General features: G+C 40.1%; 20 protein-coding genes. 6 read left to right on the top strand and 14 right to left on the bottom strand.

What is annotated here, in order from left to right; genetic code table 11:
• Nucleotides 1-38 precede the first annotated feature (38 nt).
• Together ACWATR_RS31955 and ACWATR_RS31950 are read right to left on the bottom strand one after the other, a co-directional pair.
• Nucleotides 39-2,807 (bottom strand): TIGR02921 family PEP-CTERM protein, encoded by a 2,769-nt coding sequence (locus tag ACWATR_RS31955; RefSeq protein ID WP_460341827.1) that lies wholly within the window; start codon nucleotides 2,805-2,807, stop codon nucleotides 39-41.
• Nucleotides 2,808-3,339: 532 nt separating this feature from the next.
• Entirely contained in the window at nucleotides 3,340-3,540 is a 201-nt protein-coding gene (locus tag ACWATR_RS31950; protein ID WP_460341824.1) for a hypothetical protein, read from the bottom strand.
• 130 nt (nucleotides 3,541-3,670) lie between these two features.
• On the opposite strand from ACWATR_RS31950, the gene ACWATR_RS31945 reads away from it, so the two are divergent.
• Nucleotides 3,671-4,219 carry a GNAT family N-acetyltransferase gene (locus ACWATR_RS31945; protein ID WP_460341821.1) on the top strand — a complete coding sequence of 183 codons (549 nt, stop codon included), beginning with the start codon at nucleotides 3,671-3,673 and terminating at the stop codon, nucleotides 4,217-4,219.
• 482 nt (nucleotides 4,220-4,701) lie between these two features.
• Here the strand turns inward: ACWATR_RS31945 and ACWATR_RS31940 are convergent, their stop codons facing one another.
• Together ACWATR_RS31940 and ACWATR_RS31935 are read right to left on the bottom strand one after the other, a co-directional pair.
• Nucleotides 4,702-5,517: an SDR family oxidoreductase gene (locus ACWATR_RS31940; protein ID WP_322687400.1), complete on the bottom strand. Its 816-nt coding sequence runs from the start codon at nucleotides 5,515-5,517 to the stop codon at nucleotides 4,702-4,704.
• Nucleotides 5,518-5,765: 248 nt separating this feature from the next.
• The gene (locus tag ACWATR_RS31935) at nucleotides 5,766-5,933 is read right to left on the bottom strand and encodes a hypothetical protein (RefSeq protein ID WP_375514780.1); all 168 of its coding nucleotides are present in this window, start codon (nucleotides 5,931-5,933) and stop codon (nucleotides 5,766-5,768) included.
• Nucleotides 5,934-6,391: 458 nt separating this feature from the next.
• Between ACWATR_RS31935 and ACWATR_RS31930 the strand changes: the two genes are divergently transcribed.
• On the top strand, nucleotides 6,392-6,856 hold the full coding sequence (locus tag ACWATR_RS31930) for a hypothetical protein (RefSeq protein WP_460341815.1): 465 nt from the start codon (nucleotides 6,392-6,394) through the stop codon (nucleotides 6,854-6,856).
• 103 nt (nucleotides 6,857-6,959) lie between these two features.
• On the opposite strand, the gene ACWATR_RS31925 is transcribed toward ACWATR_RS31930, so the two are convergent.
• Nucleotides 6,960-7,676, bottom strand: a complete 717-nt coding sequence (locus ACWATR_RS31925; protein WP_460341812.1) for a DUF2786 domain-containing protein — start codon at nucleotides 7,674-7,676, stop codon at nucleotides 6,960-6,962.
• Nucleotides 7,677-8,064: 388 nt separating this feature from the next.
• Here ACWATR_RS31925 and ACWATR_RS31920 point away from each other — a divergent pair, with 388 nt between their 5' ends.
• The gene (locus ACWATR_RS31920; RefSeq protein ID WP_460341809.1) at nucleotides 8,065-8,268 is read left to right on the top strand and encodes a ribbon-helix-helix domain-containing protein; all 204 of its coding nucleotides are present in this window, start codon (nucleotides 8,065-8,067) and stop codon (nucleotides 8,266-8,268) included.
• Here ACWATR_RS31920 and dinB read toward each other — a convergent pair.
• Nucleotides 8,239-9,360, bottom strand: a complete 1,122-nt coding sequence (dinB, locus tag ACWATR_RS31915; protein WP_460341806.1) for a DNA polymerase IV — start codon at nucleotides 9,358-9,360, stop codon at nucleotides 8,239-8,241. The genes ACWATR_RS31920 and dinB overlap by 30 nt on opposite strands.
• A 217-nt stretch (nucleotides 9,361-9,577) precedes the next feature.
• Here dinB and ACWATR_RS31910 point away from each other — a divergent pair, with 217 nt between their 5' ends.
• Nucleotides 9,578-9,988 carry a hypothetical protein gene (locus ACWATR_RS31910; RefSeq protein WP_460341803.1) on the top strand — a complete coding sequence of 137 codons (411 nt, stop codon included), beginning with the start codon at nucleotides 9,578-9,580 and terminating at the stop codon, nucleotides 9,986-9,988.
• Nucleotides 9,989-10,385: 397 nt separating this feature from the next.
• Here the strand turns inward: ACWATR_RS31910 and ACWATR_RS31905 are convergent, their stop codons facing one another.
• The 8 genes from ACWATR_RS31905 to rpaB form a co-directional block, all read right to left on the bottom strand.
• Nucleotides 10,386-10,586 carry a hypothetical protein gene (locus ACWATR_RS31905; protein WP_460341799.1) on the bottom strand — a complete coding sequence of 67 codons (201 nt, stop codon included), beginning with the start codon at nucleotides 10,584-10,586 and terminating at the stop codon, nucleotides 10,386-10,388.
• A gap of 6 nt (nucleotides 10,587-10,592) precedes the next feature.
• A complete protein-coding gene (locus ACWATR_RS31900) occupies nucleotides 10,593-10,784 on the bottom strand; it encodes a hypothetical protein (protein WP_460341797.1) in 192 nt (63 codons plus the stop codon).
• A gap of 48 nt (nucleotides 10,785-10,832) precedes the next feature.
• Nucleotides 10,833-12,263, bottom strand: a complete 1,431-nt coding sequence (locus tag ACWATR_RS31895) for a glycosyltransferase (RefSeq protein WP_460341794.1) — start codon at nucleotides 12,261-12,263, stop codon at nucleotides 10,833-10,835.
• A 12-nt stretch (nucleotides 12,264-12,275) separates the two neighbouring features.
• Entirely contained in the window at nucleotides 12,276-12,701 is a 426-nt protein-coding gene (locus ACWATR_RS31890) for an SDR family oxidoreductase (RefSeq protein ID WP_460342035.1), read from the bottom strand.
• 10 nt (nucleotides 12,702-12,711) lie between these two features.
• Nucleotides 12,712-12,957, bottom strand: coding sequence for an SDR family NAD(P)-dependent oxidoreductase (locus ACWATR_RS31885; RefSeq protein ID WP_460341791.1), 246 nt, complete (start codon nucleotides 12,955-12,957; stop codon nucleotides 12,712-12,714).
• A gap of 22 nt (nucleotides 12,958-12,979) precedes the next feature.
• Complete coding sequence (locus tag ACWATR_RS31880; RefSeq protein ID WP_460341788.1) at nucleotides 12,980-14,164, bottom strand: aromatic ring-hydroxylating dioxygenase subunit alpha; 1,185 nt, start codon at nucleotides 14,162-14,164, stop codon at nucleotides 12,980-12,982.
• Nucleotides 14,136-14,699 carry a hypothetical protein gene (locus ACWATR_RS31875; protein ID WP_460341783.1) on the bottom strand — a complete coding sequence of 188 codons (564 nt, stop codon included), beginning with the start codon at nucleotides 14,697-14,699 and terminating at the stop codon, nucleotides 14,136-14,138. Before ACWATR_RS31875 ends, ACWATR_RS31880 begins: the two co-directional genes overlap by 29 nt.
• Before the next feature lie 450 nt (nucleotides 14,700-15,149).
• A complete protein-coding gene (gene rpaB, locus ACWATR_RS31870) occupies nucleotides 15,150-15,917 on the bottom strand; it encodes a response regulator transcription factor RpaB (RefSeq protein WP_460341780.1) in 768 nt (255 codons plus the stop codon).
• Between the two features lie 296 nt (nucleotides 15,918-16,213).
• Here rpaB and ACWATR_RS31865 point away from each other — a divergent pair, with 296 nt between their 5' ends.
• Together ACWATR_RS31865 and ACWATR_RS31860 are read left to right on the top strand one after the other, a co-directional pair.
• On the top strand, nucleotides 16,214-16,504 hold the full coding sequence (locus ACWATR_RS31865; protein ID WP_460341777.1) for a hypothetical protein: 291 nt from the start codon (nucleotides 16,214-16,216) through the stop codon (nucleotides 16,502-16,504).
• 2,115 nt (nucleotides 16,505-18,619) lie between these two features.
• Nucleotides 18,620-18,778 (top strand): hypothetical protein, encoded by a 159-nt coding sequence (locus ACWATR_RS31860; RefSeq protein WP_460341774.1) that lies wholly within the window; start codon nucleotides 18,620-18,622, stop codon nucleotides 18,776-18,778.
• Nucleotides 18,779-18,870: the final 92 nt, after the last annotated feature.

The following is an 18,870-nucleotide window of genomic DNA, read 5'->3' as shown; positions in this document are numbered from 1 at the left end:
TTCGGAGATGTCTTTCATTTACCTGAAATATGCTGTAATTAACGCCGACGCTTGACAAGAATGAATAAAGCGATCGCACTCACACCTAAAAACCATCCCCCTGATGCTTCAGGTACACTAACTTTCAAGGGATTAACGGGTTTAGAGAGATTTTCCTTCCCGTTCTCAACTTTACGGTCAAAGCGATCGCTTTGGGCTTCTGCTTCTTTGAGTAACCGTCTTTGTTCATCGTTGACTAATACCAACATCGAAGAATAAGGGCTGACAATCTTATACTTTTTGGCTACGCCGTGAATCGCATCTAAACCTTTGAGGTTGTCTAACGTAACTTTTTTACTCAACCCTAAAATTAATTGTCTGGCTGCTAATGGCAAGAAATCATCTTGTTGGTTGCTAGTTGCAATTGCTGTGTCTAATGTTTGCAAATACCAAGCATAACCATTAACAACACTCACAACAGAGTTGCCTAAAACTGATTTAGTAGCAATTCGTTGTAGCACCTCAGAAATATTAACAGCAACTCCACCACCACTATCTTGTAATAATTTAATCATGCCATCATTATAAGCCCCAGGTAATCCACCTAGATGTAGCATCCACAAAGGTGCAGGCGTATTAGGGACGGTTTTATTGTTCTTCGATAATTCATAACTGCCTTCATCAGTCAACAACAAAACGACATCATAAGCTGTATCTCCACGCAAATTGTTAAACTGTGTCAGCATTTCTTGGGGTTGAATTGTACCGTAAAAGGCGACTTTTTCCGGTTGGAATTGCTGGAGATTATCTAAGCGTTTGGGTGCAGCACCTGGAGAAACACTGAGATATAAATCTGCATCGTTGTTTGTCAAATGATTATCTGCAAAGCTGTGTTGTTTCAACCATGATAATGTTTGCAGCAATTCTTTAATATGTTCCCCCATGCTGCGAGAAGTATCGAGAACTACAGCAACTCGCTGGACTTTGGGTAAGGTGTAATCTTGACTAGATAAGGGTTTAGCTAATATTTTGTAGCCAGACTCTAAATTTACTTCATGTAATACAGGTTGAATTTTTCCACTTGCTCTTATGAATTTTTCTAACCAAGCATCGTCTTTCAAACCGATTTCTTTGCCGTTGCGGATACGCTTGGTTTGATTAGTCCAGAAAATATTACGTCTTTCCCCTAAATCGGGCATTTCCCAACCCAAGTCTTGTCCCAGCACTTTGTAAGTTAACCATAGGTGCATTTCTGTGGGGAGTGGTGGTTGCCCTTGTATTTGTTGTACATTCTTTGGAGGAATAGGAAAAGCCCGTAAGCGATAATGTCTCGGACCTACTTGTTCCAACAAAGCCGGATCTATAGGGCGTGAACGTCTAACTTGAGAATTGTAAACTTTCTGGGCAGCACCGCGACCAGAGACAACAAAAGGGAAACGTTGGTCTAATTTATTAGTATCTCCCAACCATAAGCCAGTAATTACAGCGCTTTCTGGCAAAGAAAAGGAGTAAAAAACTTCCTGAACTTCTTGTGTTTGGTTTTTATAAATTTCGTATAATTCCACATCAGCCCAATCACCATGTTCTTTAACTGTGACTTCTTGTGATACTAATAAAACTTTTTTTTCGTTGATATTTAATAAACCTGCTTTAACTTCTTGTTCATTAAAAGTAGATTGTACTGCGTGACTAACTGCTGTTTTTTCTGCTTTTTGTAGAGGTGTATCAAAAAAATCGGCGTAAAGTTTCTCTGCCTTGGCGGTATCTTTGTCAGAACCATTATATAAAAATGGTGACATCAGAAAGTTATAAGTTGCTTGCAATCCATCAGTGACCGATTTATCTAAGCCTAATACATGATGATACATAGCACTGATATGGTTATTTTCTTGCTTGCTGCTAAGGTAGCGGTAAGAAGATAAATAAGCATTAACTAATCCTGTACGAATTTGTTCTGATTTGGCTACGAGCGTTTGGCGATCGCTATCATTTGTAGGTGCATTAGCTAAGAGTGAAAAAGCTAATACTTGGGGTTGTTGTTGTAAAGATACAAAAATAACTGCAAACGCCATAATAACTGCACCAGCTCCAGCAAATGTTTTATTCTTACCATGTTCTGAAGCAAAGGCTCTTAAAATTTTTGTTCCTGAATGTACATACATTGCTGTTAACGCCGATGGCATTGCAATAAACAATGTGGCACTGAAACTAACAATAGCCAGCCAAGGAATTATTATAAATAACCCTCCCACAAAAGCTGAGTGATATAGTACATCCCATAATAGTTTTAGCCATGCAAATTTGAGGAATTCTTGCAACAGAAATACTGCTAAAGGCAAGGCGTAAAATAACAACACCGCACCCGCATAAATTCCAAATACTAGCATTAATGTATGGGCTAACATTTGTGCCCATTGCAAACCACTTTTACGTCGGTCAGCATAACCCCAAAATAACTCTCCAGTAAAAGCAGCTATACATACGCCCATTGTTATCAGAATTTGGCTACTGGCTGATGTCAGTTCTCGGATCACAAATAACCGCAACAAACACAATAAAAACAGTGGTGCTTCTATACCATAAAATAGGCGAATTAGTTGTAAAGGTTGTTTGGTAAATCTCCAACCACCGATAATACTGGAAATTGTGGGGATGGCAATTAAAGTAACTAGAGTCAAAGAAAATTCAGATGGGATATCACCTGTTAAGGTTGCCTGAAATAATGGTACGCCTACGTATGGCAATATCCCTATGTAAACTAACATTAAAAATGTCAGATTCCAGATCCAAAAAATTCCATAAAAACTTGTATTCCAAAATAATTTCACAGCTTTACTCCTCTAAAATTAACGTTCATGCACCCATACCCCAGCATTGAAAATAGTTCCTTATTTTAAGTTTTCCCTTAACACTGGCTTTTGTAACAATTTGTTTAGGGACTTCTAGCTCTTTTGGTAATGGTGCTGGAATCTACCAGCCATGTATATATTCATTAGAGCCGGCAATAGCTAAACGCACATCTTTGTAAGGAAGAAAAATGTCCGGTGAGTTAGGTAGCGTTAAGATTTTTGGTATGGGGCGAAATATCAAATAAGGCTGCCGAACATACAAAAATAGACAAGTTGAAATGTAGGTGTTCGCTATTACTCATGAAAAACTGCCCTTGGGCAAGGAGTCCAGAGCAGTGCTTACAAAAAAAATATGGGAGTTTTAACTATTGCCCCCTGCTTTACATATAATTCGTTCGCTATGTAATACTCTTCAGTTCCAGTTTTGTAATTTACGCAAAAAGAGCGAAGAACTTTTCAAGCTGCACTATACAAGGATTAGACGGAATCAACCAAGCCCAATGCAACACCCTTAGCTGAGTGCGTGACAACCAATGGTTGTCAAACTTTGGTCAAACCAACATAAATCCACCATTATCCGAAGGAGCGATCGTAGGCTGTGGAGGGCGGTTGTTGCTTGGGTAGTTTCGGAGGCAATAGCTATGGCAGGGTATATAAGAGTGCAATGCAATCGCAGACGCGCAAAATTATCATAGCTTTTAGCACTTCCCATTATGTTATCTTTTTAACCTTTTTCAACCCCGACTGAGCAAATAAATTTCACGGTTGAGGATGCTGAGAATAGTTATAAATGTTAGTAAGGTAATATCTTTAAAGCTAAAACAAAGAAGGCGAAATTTCAAATGAACAAAAATGTCTCATTGACCTCTTTTCCAAGGTTAGAGACAGAGCGTCTGTTTTTGCGTCAAGAAACCCCAGAAGATGCTCCTGCTGTTTTTACAGTGTTTTCTGACCCAAAAGTGACTCAATTTCATGACCTTGATACCTTCACAAAACTTGAAGAGGCATTTGGTGTTATTGAGCGCCGGACAAAAAGATTTGAAATCGGGCGTGGAATCCGATGGGGAATTGCGCCTGTGCAAGACAACACCTTAATTGGTTCTTGTGGTTTTACATGGGACACACAAGCAATGAGTGCTGATATAGGTTATGAGCTTGCCAGTGCTTATTGGAGGCAAGGGTTTATGACAGAGGCATTACAAGCTATTCTGCAATTCGGCTTTTCTAAGTGTGGCTTGCAATTTGTTACTGCTGAAGTAATGTTGAATAACATCGCTTCCAAAAAACTATTACTCAAATTAGGATTCCAAAGTAGGGGTGTACTGAAACAGCATGGATTTTGGAAAGGGCAGCATCATGACTTAGAGCAATTTGTACTAGCTCGAAATTGAGAGCAGTGTAGGCTAACTAATACAATCAGATAGATTAGCATAGAGCCGAGATGCCACAATGCTAAAGGTGCAATAGCCCAAACCATCGTCCTGACAACGGAACAACTTACAGTTAAATCGGGTACTCACAATGAGAGTACCCTTGGCTGAGTCAAATCTACTACCTAACACCTGACCATTCTTGAACTACTTGGTGGGATCAAAAGCTACGACTATCTTCCTCCAGGTGGGAAAATGTGGAGTTTATTGCAGATGTACCGATTGGAACTCCAGTGCAAGTCTACAACCTCGTCCCCCGGCAATGGCAACCCGAAGCAGTGAGGGACTACTGGAAACCAAAGGGTTTTCTGGTGGTGCGCTGTGGGGGGCGGGGGCTGTTTTCAGTGGAGAGTGGGCAAGAAGAGAGCTGCATCAAGCTCTACTGTGTAGTACTAAAAATTACAGAAAATCATATACTCTCAACGCAGTTTCTAAAGTTCTGGTTACTTCTGGGTAGCAGTTGGCTTGCGAACAGTCGCAGCAGTTATACGATCAACCAATCCTGGCATAATTAGCTTTGCCCAAGGGAGTACTTTACCTTTCAACGTCATGACGTGTTCTCTTTTACGCCGCTCCATCGCCCAGATAATTTGATGTACACACTCATCTACTGACATATTGCCTTGCGTTTCATCACGCGGACTTTTGCCTAATGGTTTTCCATCTGCTCCCAACGCTCGTTGCCGAATATCTGTGGCGACAAACCCTGGTGAAACAACCAATACATCTACTCCTGTTGAGTGCAATTCTATCCGTAATGTATCAAAGAAGCCTTGCATGGCGTGTTTACTGGCAACGTAACCTGTACGAGTCGGTACACCTGTTTTGCCACAAATTGAAGAAATCGCCACTAATAGTCCTCGACTAGTTTTTAGGTAGGGTAGGGCATAATGAGTACAATAGACCGCACCTAAATAGTTGACCTGCATTACCCGCTCAAAAACGGACAAATCTGTGACTTCATCAAAGCACGTCAGCATTCCAATTCCGGCATTGTTGATCAAAATATCAATCTGCCCAAACACGCCAATCGCTCTCTCTACCAACTGCTGGCAAGCAACGGCATGAGTTACGTCTGTAGGTACTGCAATCACCTTCTGTGTATGATTTGTACAAGCAGTCAGTGTCTGTTCTAATCCTTCTTGATTACGAGCCGCTAAGACTAAATTTGCATCTTGTTGGGCTAACGAGATTGCCAGCTTTCGCCCAATTCCTGCTGATGCACCTGTGAGAACAATGGTTTTATTAGCAAAGCTCATAATCAATGTTTCCAGTCAAAAAATTGCCTATTGTAGAGCTTTATATTACCAGTCAATTTGCTTTTTTCTTTACATCTGCTGCCAACGGGTGCTTGGCTCAAGGGAGTCCACCTGCACAATGAAAAACTGCCCTGAGCAGGAGTCCAGAGCAGCGCTTGCAAATCGGTGAGTGGGTCGAATTTCGGTTGTCACTAGATGACCCACCAATTCGGATTATCCAGGGCATTTTTAAGCTATGTAGCCAATAACTAAGGCTCTATTCCTTGATCAATCCAAGCATCAATTGCTGTTTTTACCTCTAATTCAGTCACAGCAGACCATTCTTTTTCATTGATAGTTGTTTTAAATACCGCTCTTTTACCGTGACCAACTTTTTCCATTGAGTGTCCGCGATACACATTTTTAGGCTTAATCATTTTTCTTAATCATATTTAGAGAATATTATAAACTTTCGCTCAATAAGAAGAGTAGTTTGATTTTCTATGATGGCTGCTGATTGAGGAGATTATCATAACTATAGATTATAGGGCTAATTCCAAGTAAGGCAGTTAAAGAATAATTTCTATTATTTAAGTAAACTACAATACTAAATATTGAGCTAAAACACATAGCTAATGGCAAAGTAAATAAAATTATAAATTTAAGATGATTTTCAAATCCTGCTCTACTATCGGGCGCATCTTAAAATAGATAAACAGTTATAGCAAAAAGAATAGCAATTAAAGAGCCTAGCCATTAATAATCATGAGGCTTATTGCTATTGTTTTTATAAGGCTAATTATCACTAATAACATTTGACTACAGATTATTTTCATGATTATTATATTAAATATTATTTTTCAAATATTTATTAATAAGTAAGGTTAATTCAGAAATGTTTGCAACATATATTGTTTGGATAAAACTGGTGTTTAGCTTATCTTGCTATGTAATGCTAGGCTGGCTATTGGCTTGGACACCAGTTTGGAGTGAGGCTTTACAGCAGAGCAATGCCTTGACTTTATCCAGAATTACTTTAATATTTTTGACTTTAACATTGACTCGCACTTTTGCTTGGAAAATTTTTGGCGTTATCAGTTGGGCTAAAACTTTAGGTTGGTGTTACATATTAAGCCAAGGCATAACTGGAATTTTACTTTTAGCATTTAGTGGAGGAGTAACATTATATGTCCTTTTATTGGTAGTACTAAGTATCGCTTGGGCTGGTGCTTTTAGTTCAGTCGCAGTAAAAAACCAACTACTTCCATTTTTTAGTCAGTTGCACACTGTGCTAATTTTGAGACTTACCTTAATTTTTGGTTTAGGTTTAGGGATGTTAGCCCGTCTGAGCAATCCCTAAAAATTATCTTTAACTTTCGGTTATACTACCCAATAGCCAAAGGAGATTTTAGGCAGTTTAGGAATGTCTCAAAAGATTAATTAGCAGACGTAATAAGTCTTAATTAACCTGGTAGATAGTGCTGTTGACTGCTACTAACTTGGTGATTAAGAGAGACAGAATCAGCAGCAGATATACCAGAGAAATATCCGTCTTTTGAACCACAATATGGTAATGCCATTTGTTTAACTTTCACATTATTTAGATATGCTTCTAACTCAGATTCTAGTTTTTCATAGAGCGCTTGCACGATAATCGCGGGTACTGCAACTGATTCAGTAGTTCCAGCAATCCCTCCACTTTTCTGTTGCTCACGATTCTCAAGAATCCTACTTACAAGTCTATTAGCAGCACCTAATTTAAAAGCATTTCTAAAAGCGCGATTCCCTTGAGCTTGTTTTGCCAGTCGTTCAATAGTTTGTTCAAGATACTCAAACTGAATCCGAGTAGAGACGATATTCACTTTTCGCCCTAAGATAATCATTTTAGACCCGCTATAGTAGTGTCTGGTGATTGCAGAGCAGTAATTCCCCCAACAAACACCACTTAGTAAAATAAATTTCCATGAGGTCATGCGTTTGAACTGGCGAACTTCTTCTTCTTCTAGTGGTTGAGGTGTCCAATCTTGGAGTGAGGCTATTGATAAATTGTGCCGGGTTAGCATTTCTTGGGCTTTAGCTGCGGCGGCGCTTGCCTCTGCTTCGTTGGAAGACTCGCTAAGTGCGAATAGTTTTCTAATTTTGTCAGCGATTTTTTCTAGTTCTAACACCTGTGTCTGCATTCGGATCACTCAAGCAACTTTTGAAAGGAAATATCTTTTTTAATATACTTGTGTTAAATGAAAAATGTAGCTAATTTTTATTCATACATAGAAGATTTACTAAATTCAATTGGCAATGCTTGCTGATTATACGCCTCTTGCAAGGCTCACTCAAATTGCGCTTTGCTTAACAATATTTACAAAAAATACAAGCTCGTTTCAAATGTTGTAAAGTTCATATAGATGATAGATCAGTGAAGTTTTGGATTACAAGTAAATACTCTGAGGAAGATGTGCTAAAAATAGTTTTACGGCAAGTATACTGTGGTTAACATCTATATATTTGTTAAGTATTGCACAAGGCATTTAAAGTCTAGATAATTCATTAAATTTTATTAATAAAGCAGTTATGAACAAAAAATGGGCTGTCAAACGAATCACAATAAATCTTGCATCAACTGAAAGCGAAAAACTTGAAAAATATTGTGCAAGTACGGGTAGACCTGCAACTGATGTTATTCGGGAGTTGATTCGCTCTCTCTCCATAACCGAGTTGTCAACGTCTGAACAGACTACACCTACCCTAAAATATGATGTTCCCATTTTGAAATAATGGCAATTGAATAGCTTGTAACTGTTTGGCGTTATCAAGGTTAGACAAGGAAATCCCCAGCAACCTAATACTGCGGTTTTCCAGATCAATCGACTCAAACAGCGCTTTGGCTATCTCGAAAATCGTAGAGAGTTCACTGATGGGAGCAAGCATTGTCTTACTACGGGTTAACTGCTGATAGTCAGAAAACTTGACTTTCAATGTTAATGTACGGCCTCGTGTTTCATGCTTCTCTAACCGTTGCTCGACAATTTGGGCAATCTGTTCGAGTTCTTGTAACATCTGGCTGATATCACTTAAGTCCTGTGCAAATGAGGTTTCTGCACCAATGGACTTGCGAACTCGATTTGCTTCAACTGGGCGGTCATCTTCTGCCCTAGCAATCTTGTAGTAATATTGCCCTGCTTTACCAAAGTGGTGTGTTAACTCAGTCAGCGATCGCCCTTTCAAATCTGCGCCAGTATGAATGCCGAGCGAATGCATCTTCGCCGCCGTAACTTCTCCTATACCGTGGAACTTCTCAATCGGCAGCTGCTCTACAAAGGCGATCGCTTGTTCTGGCAAAATCACCGTTAGTCCGTTGGGCTTGTTCTGCCCTGATGCCATTTTTGCAAGAAACTTGTTAATCGACACGCCTGCGGTTGCCGTCAACTGAGTTTCCTGAAAAATTGCAGTTTTGATGTGTCTTGCGATAGTAGAAGCGTAGGGGATGTTTTGCCTATTCTCAGTAACATCAAGGTATGCCTCATCTAGCGCAACTCCTTCCACTAAATCACTGTAGCGTTTGAAGATAGCGTGGATTGAAGTGGAAATCTCTCGGTAAACGTCGAATCTCGGTCTGACAAATATCAGTCCGGGGCATCTAGCGATCGCTGTTATTGAAGGCATCGCAGAGTGAACGCCAAATTTACGAGCTTCATAACTAGCTGCTGCAACTACGCCTCGCTGATTCGGGCTGCCACCGACTACTAACGGTTTACCTCGGTAGCTAGGGTTGTCCCTCTGTTCCACCGATGCGTAGAAGGCATCCATATCAACGTGAACTATTTTCCTGGTTCTAGCGACAGATTCTTGTCCCAAGGGTAGCTCCACTACAAGCAGTCTCGCTTTTTACGCACTATGCCACGAGCAACAAATTAAATCCTAAACTACAAATCTTATAGTACACTAGCACTAGTTTGGTGATCTTAGTCCCCCACCATTTAGTAGAACCCTTTGGTGGCAATTCTTTATCCCCCATTAATGCAAAAATAATTGATAACTTTTTAACAGTATTGTCTGTTTGCCCCATCTCCTCAATATCCAGAATATGAATATCGACCGATTACATGAACTTAAGCAAAAGCTCACGAATGACGCAGACTTGTCCGATATCTGGCTATTTTATATGGATCATTTTGCAGATTGGCAGGAATTCACTGACATGGGTGAGCCTGCCTATAATGAATACCTAGATACTGTCCTCCAAAAAACTTGTCAGCAGATGTTTGACAGGGCAATAAAGATTAGTGACTGCTTGCTGATCTACATCGCTCCATATCATTTATTTCATGGAGGTTTCCAAGTTGAAGGACGTATCGGGGGTGTGATTTATTTCGAGGATATAAAAATTGGGTTAATTGCAGTGTCAGCAGATTATCCCCTTACTGATACGGTTAAGTATTCACGTTTTACTGAGATGATTCAACTGTCGGCTCCTAATGGCAATGACCGCAATTGAGAGAAACACAACTTATCCCTCTTTTGTCAGAGTGGGAGAATCCAATCGCCCAAACGGTTACAGGGCTTTAATTTTCACGTTTTGTCTATAAATTTTAGTTTCTGTTAGAAAATAAAGCCTCAAACCTTGATGAAATAAAACTTTCAGAATTAGGCTGAGATTATTGTTTTCCGAGAGTGACAAAACAGGGTTATAGATGTTTCAAGAAGTGCGATTACATTTCTTGAGACGGCAGCCGCAGTTTTCAATTTATGGTTGTTAGAACGAGGTTTTGTTGGGTTGCAACAAGACAAGACGATTTTTGAAGGGCAGTGATTCTCACGAAAATACTCTACTGAGTTCTTCCTCTCAATAGAGTATATAAAGTCACATTATTACCTTTTTGCTAAAATTTATTTTATACAATAGCAAGTATTAACACCTCTGTGTAAATACTTAAGATATTGATTGTAGCGATCGCCAACTTTTCTTTTCCATTAATTCGCCTCCACATAGTTAGTGGAGCGACAAATAAAAAATCGCTGTACAATTTCAAGCAATTTACCTTCACTAAAAGCGATTGTCTCTTGCCATTAGTGCTGACCTTGGATCGTATCAAAACTCCTCACTCTTCATCCTTCAGCCACTCCAACCCCATCCGCAACGCCGCCTCTGCCGTGTAATAAATCTTTTGTTCCCCGAATATGCCACCCGTGCGGCTAATGATACGGAATTCCCAGCAATGCCCTGGTGTGTAAAAAACCATTAGGATACTGCTGTTGACACAGAGTACCGTGTAAACTTTCACTTGGGACATTTACTCCGATTGTGGCTGTGATGATGTATTTTAATTGTCTGGGATTTCTCACTCAATCAACCCCAAATGCCGATGGAAAACTTCAACAGCATTCGCTACACCATCTTCACCCCGAATCTTCTCACCTAACTCCTGGGCTTTAGACCGCATCACCTCATCGCCCAGTACGATTTCAATCGCTGCTGCTAAAGTTTTATCTGACAGTTTCTTGTACGGTATCGGCGCAGGGCTGACTCCCAACCAAGTTAGCTTTTCTCCCCAAACTGGCTGATCTGCAAAAAAGGGTACGGTAACTGATGGTGTCCCTGCACGTAACACTGCTGCCGTTGTACTAGCTCCTCCGTGATGTACTACTGCTGGCACTTGAGGAAACAGCCAATCATGGGGAACTTCCTTGATCACAAACACTCGTAGCGAATCTTTTATATTCACTGTTCTTCCAACGTTCCCCCAGCCTGACAATATAATCCCGCCTTGATGTGTTTTCTTTAAGGCTTCTACGATGTAATGTGTGAGATATTCTGGATTGGGCATCGTCATGCTCCCAAATCCAAAACACAAAGGTAATTGCTTTCGTCCCAGAAAATCCTCTAGTTCCAGAGGTGGCTCGTATTCGGAGGCTTGCTCAATAAACCAAAAACCAGTTACATACACCCATGCAGGCCAGTCACGGGGTCTTGGGACGACGTGCGAACTAAATCCATACAATATAGGGATTCGTGATACATTTGCTGGAGTCTTCCGTCTGAAGCGTCTGCCCAAATATGGCAAGGGTGGCAATTTCAATGTTTCTGTTCTGAAGTGATTGAGCAGTGAACGATATCTTTGCCAGTGCAAAAACTCTACTAGTAAGTAGCTACCATAGTTTATCGCTTTCTTTAGCGGGTTTTTAGTTATTTGAGCAAATCTCAAAAACCCAAACATCCCTGTAGGAGTCAACGGTAGAACTGATGCAAAAAAGCAAGGTACGCCTAATTTCTCTGCGATATGATATCCAAAGGTAGCTAACGGCGTGTAGATAATTACCTCACTTCCCTGACACGCACTCCAAGCTGATTCCAACTGTTGAAGTAAAAGCTTATCTCCTTCTTCTTTTTTCAACTTTTCTCCCGCAATCAATCGCTGCCCTTGTTTCGATTGCAGAAACTCTTGCATATTGCCAGCGATCGCTGCAAACTTTAAATCGAACTTCCTCACAAATGGTTCAAAGTTTTCATGGGTTGCTACGGTTACTTCATGCCCCGCACGTTTCAAGCCAATAGCCAAAGCGCAGTATGGTTGCAAGTCTCCCCTTGAACCTACTGTTAGGATCGTAATCTTCAGTTTTCGGCTTGGTGCTATAGGTAGACTTTGGCTCAAATCTTTTTCCCGATGAAAACTCCAGTATCCAAAAATTGTACTAATTTCTTGTGCCTCTGGACGATAAACCAATACAGTTGAAATCAGCCTGCTTTTTCGTAACTGGTCAAAACAATTCACGCATGATCAATCTCATGAAATGGTCAAGGGAATCCCGTTATCTTTGGGTTTTAACTTGAGAATAAATGGAACAGCTTTCAATACCCAATCGGACACAGGTGTATAATTAGCAGCTTCTTCTCCAAAGCTAATAGAAAGCATATCTGTATGAATAATACCTGGATTGAGGGGTATAGCTGCCATACCAGTTGGCAATTCTTGTGCCAAAGAACGAGTTAATCCTTCTATTGCCCACTTAGAAGCGCAGTATGGTGCAACTTGGGGTGAAGTCGAACGTCCCCAGCCAGAACTAAAGTTGACAATAATGCCCCGTTTGTTTTTCACCATTGCTGGTACGAAATGGCGAATTATATTCGCTACTCCTTTGATATTGATATCTATTAGATCCGAAAATTCTTCAGATGGTATTTCCCACAAAGGCGCTGGATAATTGGTAATTGCCGCATTATTAATTAATATATCTGGCGGTGAATATTTTTGAAGTACGAAAGAGTGCCCATTTTTTTACAAGCTGTTCATTTGCTACATCTACAGATGTGAAATCGTTGGTAGCACTAAACTTTTGGCGTATTTTATCAATAACATCTGATGAACGGGCGCAACCAATAACAGTATGCCCCTGTTGAATAAAACCCTCGGTCATCGCATAACCTAGACCTTTACTTATGCCTGTAATTAGGATGAGCTTACTCATATATTTCTGGTATTATTAGATTTCAGTTTTTTTCAGGTCGGTTTCGTGGAGGTAAGGTTCGTCCATCATAAAACTGAATAACTAACTTACTTAGTCCGAGCCATGCTAGTGCAAAAATTAAGGGAGCTAGAGTTTCAATCACAACTACTACAACTGATGTTGTCTGAAAAAATAAAAAAAGCATTGGAGTCCAAGCCAAAGTAAGTACTGTTGCAACTCCACTCCCAAATCTCAATCGCTCAATAATAGAAAGCGCCGAGCTACAACTGGCACATTTTTCCGTATGAGAATGATACCTCTCCAGAAGCACGGACTTTGCCAATGGGGGAGAAAAAGTCTCTTTGCCAAATGGTTCAGCATTATATTGGTTTACCCACTGACGCAATTCAAATACAAAACTATCTGCTTTGGTTGGAAGGTAAAAAGCTTTAGTAAAGTTAGGGCTACCTCCTTTAGCTTCAAGATACCTTTCTTGATAGTGGAGAAAAATTTGATCGTCTTCTAAAACACCATTTTGTCCAATGTGGTAATACCAACGCGGTCTGAGCTTAATAAACCAACCTGGAAGTTTATCAGGAAACTTAAAAGGAAAACGTGCAAATACACGACATTCTCCTTTGCGTATGGGTGTAGCATAAACAACGGTTAGAATTCTACCACGCTGGGAGTTGATGTCATGCCACATTAAACTTGGAGCGACGAAGGTTGTAGACAACTTTCCTGATTGCCCTGGTTTCAAACCTTGTTTCCAAATCCCTTTGAATCCATGTTTCCCAGATTCAATCACTTCAAGTTCCAAAGGTGCTGCATTTGCCCTATTTCCTACCGTTTTATGATGTGTAAACGATATGTGGCTAGGGTCTAGTATATTTTCTAATAGTGTTAATGCGTCATAAGGTACATCTCTAAATGTATTAATTACAACCCATCCTTCGGGAGATTCTTCTAATGGTTCAATTATTGGGACTTCGGTTTTGGCAGCATTTTCATATTCACCAACGTATACAAACAGCAGCCCTTGCTTTTCAATAATTGGTAATGATGCTACACAAGCTCGTTTTGATGTCTCTGCTGTTCCACCTTTAACTTGTTGAGGAATCCTTTGACAATTTCCATCTCCAGAAAAAGCCCAACCGTGATAAGGACATTCCAAAAGCCCATCGTCACTAATCCTGCCTTCAGACAACGGTCCCTGTGCCTTTTCCATTAGAATTGATTACTTCGTACTGTCCGCTAATAGGAGTGCGTTCCCCTGGACTATGCAATGAAGATTGAGCCGACTCTAATTGGCTTAACACTGTAGTACCAGCACTATAAATTAGATAAAACTGCCTCGTAATTTCAAAACCTGGAACATAACCACCGTGGAACGGTATTTCTAATAGTTGACTGAGCGCCCCTTTAATTTCTGAGATTGGTTTAAGCAATCTTTCGTTGTCCTGGCTCCATCTAATAATTTGTGCATCTAGCAATTCTTGAAACTCAAGAGCGTGTAACGTCGCCTGATCTGAGGCAGTTTGGCTATCTACAACAATTGATAACTTGAGAGTAAACAAAAGTTTCGTTTGTATCTCTGGAGAATCATCATTAGAGGTAACTTGCGTACAATACTCGTCTACATGAAAACCAAACTGGGCCTTAAAATGGGAAAAGCGCTGTGTTTGAAGTTTTTCACTAAGATATGGTAGCAATCCAGTGTCTGGCTCTAATAAAATTTGACGGATGATTGGTGTTTGTATCATAAATACTCTACTAATTTTAAATTAGACGTTTTCTTGACTAACAATTTCACCAGATTCAGCAGTTTTATACATCCATCCAACTGACGAGAGTTAGCTCAATCGCTCTACCGATTTACTTAAAACATCTTTAGTGCTGCAATATGCCAGATAATTGCTCCCATTCCTGAGTAAGAGAGCAATTATAGACTATGAGTGGGTTGTTAATTGCAGCATCAGAGGCTCACGCCGATTTTGTTAAAATCACTCTTAATCCCTTCGACTTGTTTTAACCAGATAGGATTTTTGTTTTTAACTTGTTATAAATCAAAGGTTATTTTACTTAATAGAAAATGCCTCACTCTTCACTTGAAGCGGAGGCTACTTGTTGATGCAGCTAAGGTCTATCGAGTGTACACAGCAATTACAAATGATTAACTATTTAAATCAACAGAGCAAAGGGGAGCTTTATTCCTATTCTGATTCAACAATTCGTGGGAAAAAATAACCATTACCTCTTGCGGTCAAGATAAATTCTGGGTCGTTGGGGTCGGATTCTAGCTTTGTTCGCAATCGTGAAATATGCACATCCACCACACGGGTGTCTGTATTCATCTCTGGTACAAAACCCCATAATTGCTGTAATATTTCAGCCCTTGAAAAAATCTTTCCCGAATGATTCACTAACAACTCTAGCAAGCTAAATTCTATACCTGTTAGCCGAATGCGTTGCTCATCTTTATGGACTTGTCGCTTATTCACATCTATTTTGAGATTCCCAACATGAATGATCTCAAATTTAGAAATAATATTAATATCAGTTTTGTGGACGCGTCGTCTGAGTACAGAAGCAATTCGAGCCTCTAGTTCCTTGGGTGAGAAGGGTTTCGTCATGTAGTCATCAGCACCTAACTCTAGCCCAGTGATTCGGTCTGCTACATCTGCCAAAGCTGTGAGCATGATAATTGGTACGTCTGATTGTTTCCGTAATTCTTGACAGACACCATAACCATCTAGTTTTGGCATCATCACATCCAGAACTATCAAATCAGGGGTCAACAGGCGAAAAGCTGACAAAGCTTCTTCACCATCACTAGCTGTAACTACGCTGTAGCCAATCATTTCTAACCGCGTCTGTAAAATCCGCCGGATGCTGGCTTCGTCATCTACTATTAAGATTGTGCCTTTTTCACCTGATAAGTTTCTCAACGCTGTTCCTCCACAGCGAGAACTCTCAACCATCTATTATCTGCTCATTAGGAGTCAAAACCGCAAAACAGTATTTACGTACAGTCATGATCAAGAAGCGATGCCTGCGGCGAGCTACGCTTACGCTTAATACTTGCATCTGTCCTCCTCGACTGCTAGGGCATCTGCACGAAAAAGGAATTTATGTCCAATTAATAAATTCTTCAACCAGGGACTCGTATTTTCCATAGTTTTGGTGTACCTTGTTAATTCCGTGCAATTATTAATACTCATCTTTTACCAATTTTACCCAGACAAATTTTAAGTCAATGCCTTCGAGAAAACAGCCAATGAATACTTCTAATGAGATAACAAAGAAAATTATCAAAAAATCTGACAAGCTTACCCTGAAACAGATGAAATTAATCGAAGAAGCAGAAGACCAACTTTTTCAAGCTAATACTGACAATTCTACTGCCTCCGTGGTTGAGGTTGAGGAGAAACCAGTAATCACAATAGAACCTAGAGTTCCCGACTATATTCCATCGCTTGACAATCCTCCAGTACAGTCTGTTGGCAACTCTGGCTGGCAGGTTTCTGATGTCTGGCGGGATATCCGCGTTGATGATTTTTGTAATTAAAGCAGGCAATTTGTATTCTCAGACGGTTGAACATCAAGGCGGTTGCAATTATTCATGATCCGAATCTTAGAGATTGAGGGACAGGCACCTGATCAGGGAGAAAAGTTTTCCCGAATGCATTCTTGTGCAGCAATACCTCTGTCTCTTCGCTGAACCAATATTATGGCAACCGCCTGAGCAATTTTTGTAAACTATCTTTGCACTCAGTCAAAGCTATAGTTAATTGTGCCTATAACAAGTTACGGCTAACTATAACTAGAAGTTAGCACTTCACCTGTGTATTGCTTGACTTACGCATTACAAGCGATAACAGGGATAACCAAAATTCATCGGCAGCGCAATAGTTGATATTTTCGTTGCCAATATGCTCACTCCGCGATCGCATTGTGGGTTTGCAGACTAAGTGAAATTTTTTTAACGCAAGAATAAGGGTTTGAGCAATCTTTGTTGCAGACTAAATGAAATTTTTTTGCGGACTAAGTGAAAATTTCCCCCTAAATTCGCAGACTAAATGAAATTTTCCACCAAAAGAGCATAAAACGTTCCAATTCATTACAATACAAGGCTTTGAGCAAAAAATCTATCCAACAGCGATCGCCTGTCGCTACGAAAGAATCAGGGTTACACCAACAGATTTTCAATTAGTCTGCAATAGAATTTCACTTAGTCCGCACGAATTTCATTTAGTCTGCAAACCGACACAGTCACATGGTGAAAGTGTTGTGTCTGAGGGGAAGTGGTATTAATCGTAGATTATATCGGATAAAAGATAAGGGTTACTTATTTTGTCTCCCCCCCTAATTCGTGCTGTTACTGAAAGCATAAGATGAGCAAGTTGCTCGCTTTATGGTTTCAAAGCAGGTTGCTCAAGTTATGGTTACGAAAGTAGCGAAAATAAATCCACTCGTGATAGTAGCTCTGCTGCTTTATCTGAGCCGTTTTAGCAGAGCGATCGCTTTTGTATCTGCCTATCTCAAAGTTCTATTCATTTTATGTTTAATTCTCATTAAAGTAAAGTTATTGAAAATAAGCTCTGGTGTAAAACTCCTGCTATACCTAGCTTTTACGCCTCAAAAGGAGAAATCAGGCTGCTTGATATTCTGCGTGAATACGTTTGCTCACATTCTGCTTACAAAACAGCACCTTTGCTCAAGTAATGATTTCAAAACCTATTTTCGACGAATAGTCCCTGACGCAGTTAAAAGGCTTTGGGCAGCGTATTTGCTCAACTTATGGTTTCAAATTTGCTCATCTTATCCTTACAGTGACACGTGCCATACTATACTAATTTGTCTCTTGTCAAGTGAAATCATCTATCTAAAGACAGTTTTTTGGAACCCAAGAAGGAAATATGCTGTTAATATCAATTTAGTTTCAGCTTTGCTCAGTTTCTAATGAACTGAAGCAGGATCTTAAGATATCTTGCAAAGCTCCTCGCTGGAATAAATTGAACAAACCTTCGATACCCTTGCAGGGCAAAGGCATCTAAAGTATAAGAATCCTTCAATAGCAAGGGTTTAGACGTTTTTTAATTGAGCCTCTTTTTTCGTCAATATCCTTATCCTAGCAAGGGTTTCAGAAATGCCGTGCGTTTGCCCTGCATACCCTTGGGACAACATCATAAAAAATGGGGAAGTTTCAAACAACTTAAGTAACTGAGGTGAACAGACAAGCAACCGAAAAAAGCCTCCCCATTTTTTATGATTTGATGAATACCCCACGATTTATAGTGTTGCCAAGACAGAGGCTAACGCATTCAAATCTCTTAAACACTCTTCCCTACTCAGTTCTACTTTGCGGTCACTTTATGGGTTCTTGGCAACTTTTGGTGATGATAAAAGGTTACGCGCTTTAAGGCAGAAGGCAGAAGGCAGAAGGCAGAAGGGTTTTAAGATTTTGCTTGTCGTCGTAGAACTGGTGACAAAGGTTCAAATCTCATTTCAAGACAAGATTGTGATGCAGATATTCTGTAACCCTTGCTAGGCAATAATTTATGGAGTTTTCTTCTTTCTTCCTTCTGCCCTCTGCCTTCTGCCTAAACCAGCCCACTATTGATCACCAAAAGCTGACAAGAACCACATTATCCTTTAAATGACACCATTTGAAAGCATAAACGTGCCGCCCCGGCAAACTTATGATTACAGTCACACCGCCCTTGGTAAAACAGGATTTGCCCTGATCGCAACTCGTTGGGTAATTGAACGCTCAAACGCTTGGATGGAACGATGCAAGAGTTTGGTGAAAAATTTTGAGATAACTCTCAGCAGCAGCTAGAGCAAAGCTCAACCTTTGTTTCATCAGATTGATGCTCAAACGGCTAGCTAACAAATAGATCCCAAATGGGTTCTATACCAGTTGCGTAAGTC

This window comes from Nostoc sp. UIC 10890 (assembly GCF_054786515.1).
This window is presented reverse-complemented; position numbering and strand designations above follow the sequence as displayed.

Coding starts and splice junctions, on each gene's coding strand:
- ACWATR_RS31935 (WP_375514780.1), bottom strand. CDS start 5,933: ATGATTAAGCCTAAAAATGTGTATCGCGGACACTCAATGGAAAAAGTT.
- ACWATR_RS31875 (WP_460341783.1), bottom strand. CDS start 14,699: ATGATACAAACACCAATCATCCGTCAAATTTTATTAGAGCCAGACACT.
- ACWATR_RS31940 (WP_322687400.1), bottom strand. CDS start 5,517: ATGAGCTTTGCTAATAAAACCATTGTTCTCACAGGTGCATCAGCAGGA.
- rpaB (WP_460341780.1), bottom strand. CDS start 15,917: ATGGTTGAGAGTTCTCGCTGTGGAGGAACAGCGTTGAGAAACTTATCA.
- ACWATR_RS31945 (WP_460341821.1), top strand. CDS start 3,671: ATGAACAAAAATGTCTCATTGACCTCTTTTCCAAGGTTAGAGACAGAG.
- ACWATR_RS31880 (WP_460341788.1), bottom strand. CDS start 14,164: ATGGAAAAGGCACAGGGACCGTTGTCTGAAGGCAGGATTAGTGACGAT.
- ACWATR_RS31930 (WP_460341815.1), top strand. CDS start 6,392: ATGTTTGCAACATATATTGTTTGGATAAAACTGGTGTTTAGCTTATCT.
- ACWATR_RS31910 (WP_460341803.1), top strand. CDS start 9,578: ATGAATATCGACCGATTACATGAACTTAAGCAAAAGCTCACGAATGAC.
- ACWATR_RS31900 (WP_460341797.1), bottom strand. CDS start 10,784: ATGTCCCAAGTGAAAGTTTACACGGTACTCTGTGTCAACAGCAGTATC.
- ACWATR_RS31865 (WP_460341777.1), top strand. CDS start 16,214: ATGAATACTTCTAATGAGATAACAAAGAAAATTATCAAAAAATCTGAC.
- ACWATR_RS31950 (WP_460341824.1), bottom strand. CDS start 3,540: ATGGGAAGTGCTAAAAGCTATGATAATTTTGCGCGTCTGCGATTGCAT.
- ACWATR_RS31925 (WP_460341812.1), bottom strand. CDS start 7,676: ATGCAGACACAGGTGTTAGAACTAGAAAAAATCGCTGACAAAATTAGA.
- ACWATR_RS31920 (WP_460341809.1), top strand. CDS start 8,065: ATGAACAAAAAATGGGCTGTCAAACGAATCACAATAAATCTTGCATCA.
- ACWATR_RS31885 (WP_460341791.1), bottom strand. CDS start 12,957: ATGAGTAAGCTCATCCTAATTACAGGCATAAGTAAAGGTCTAGGTTAT.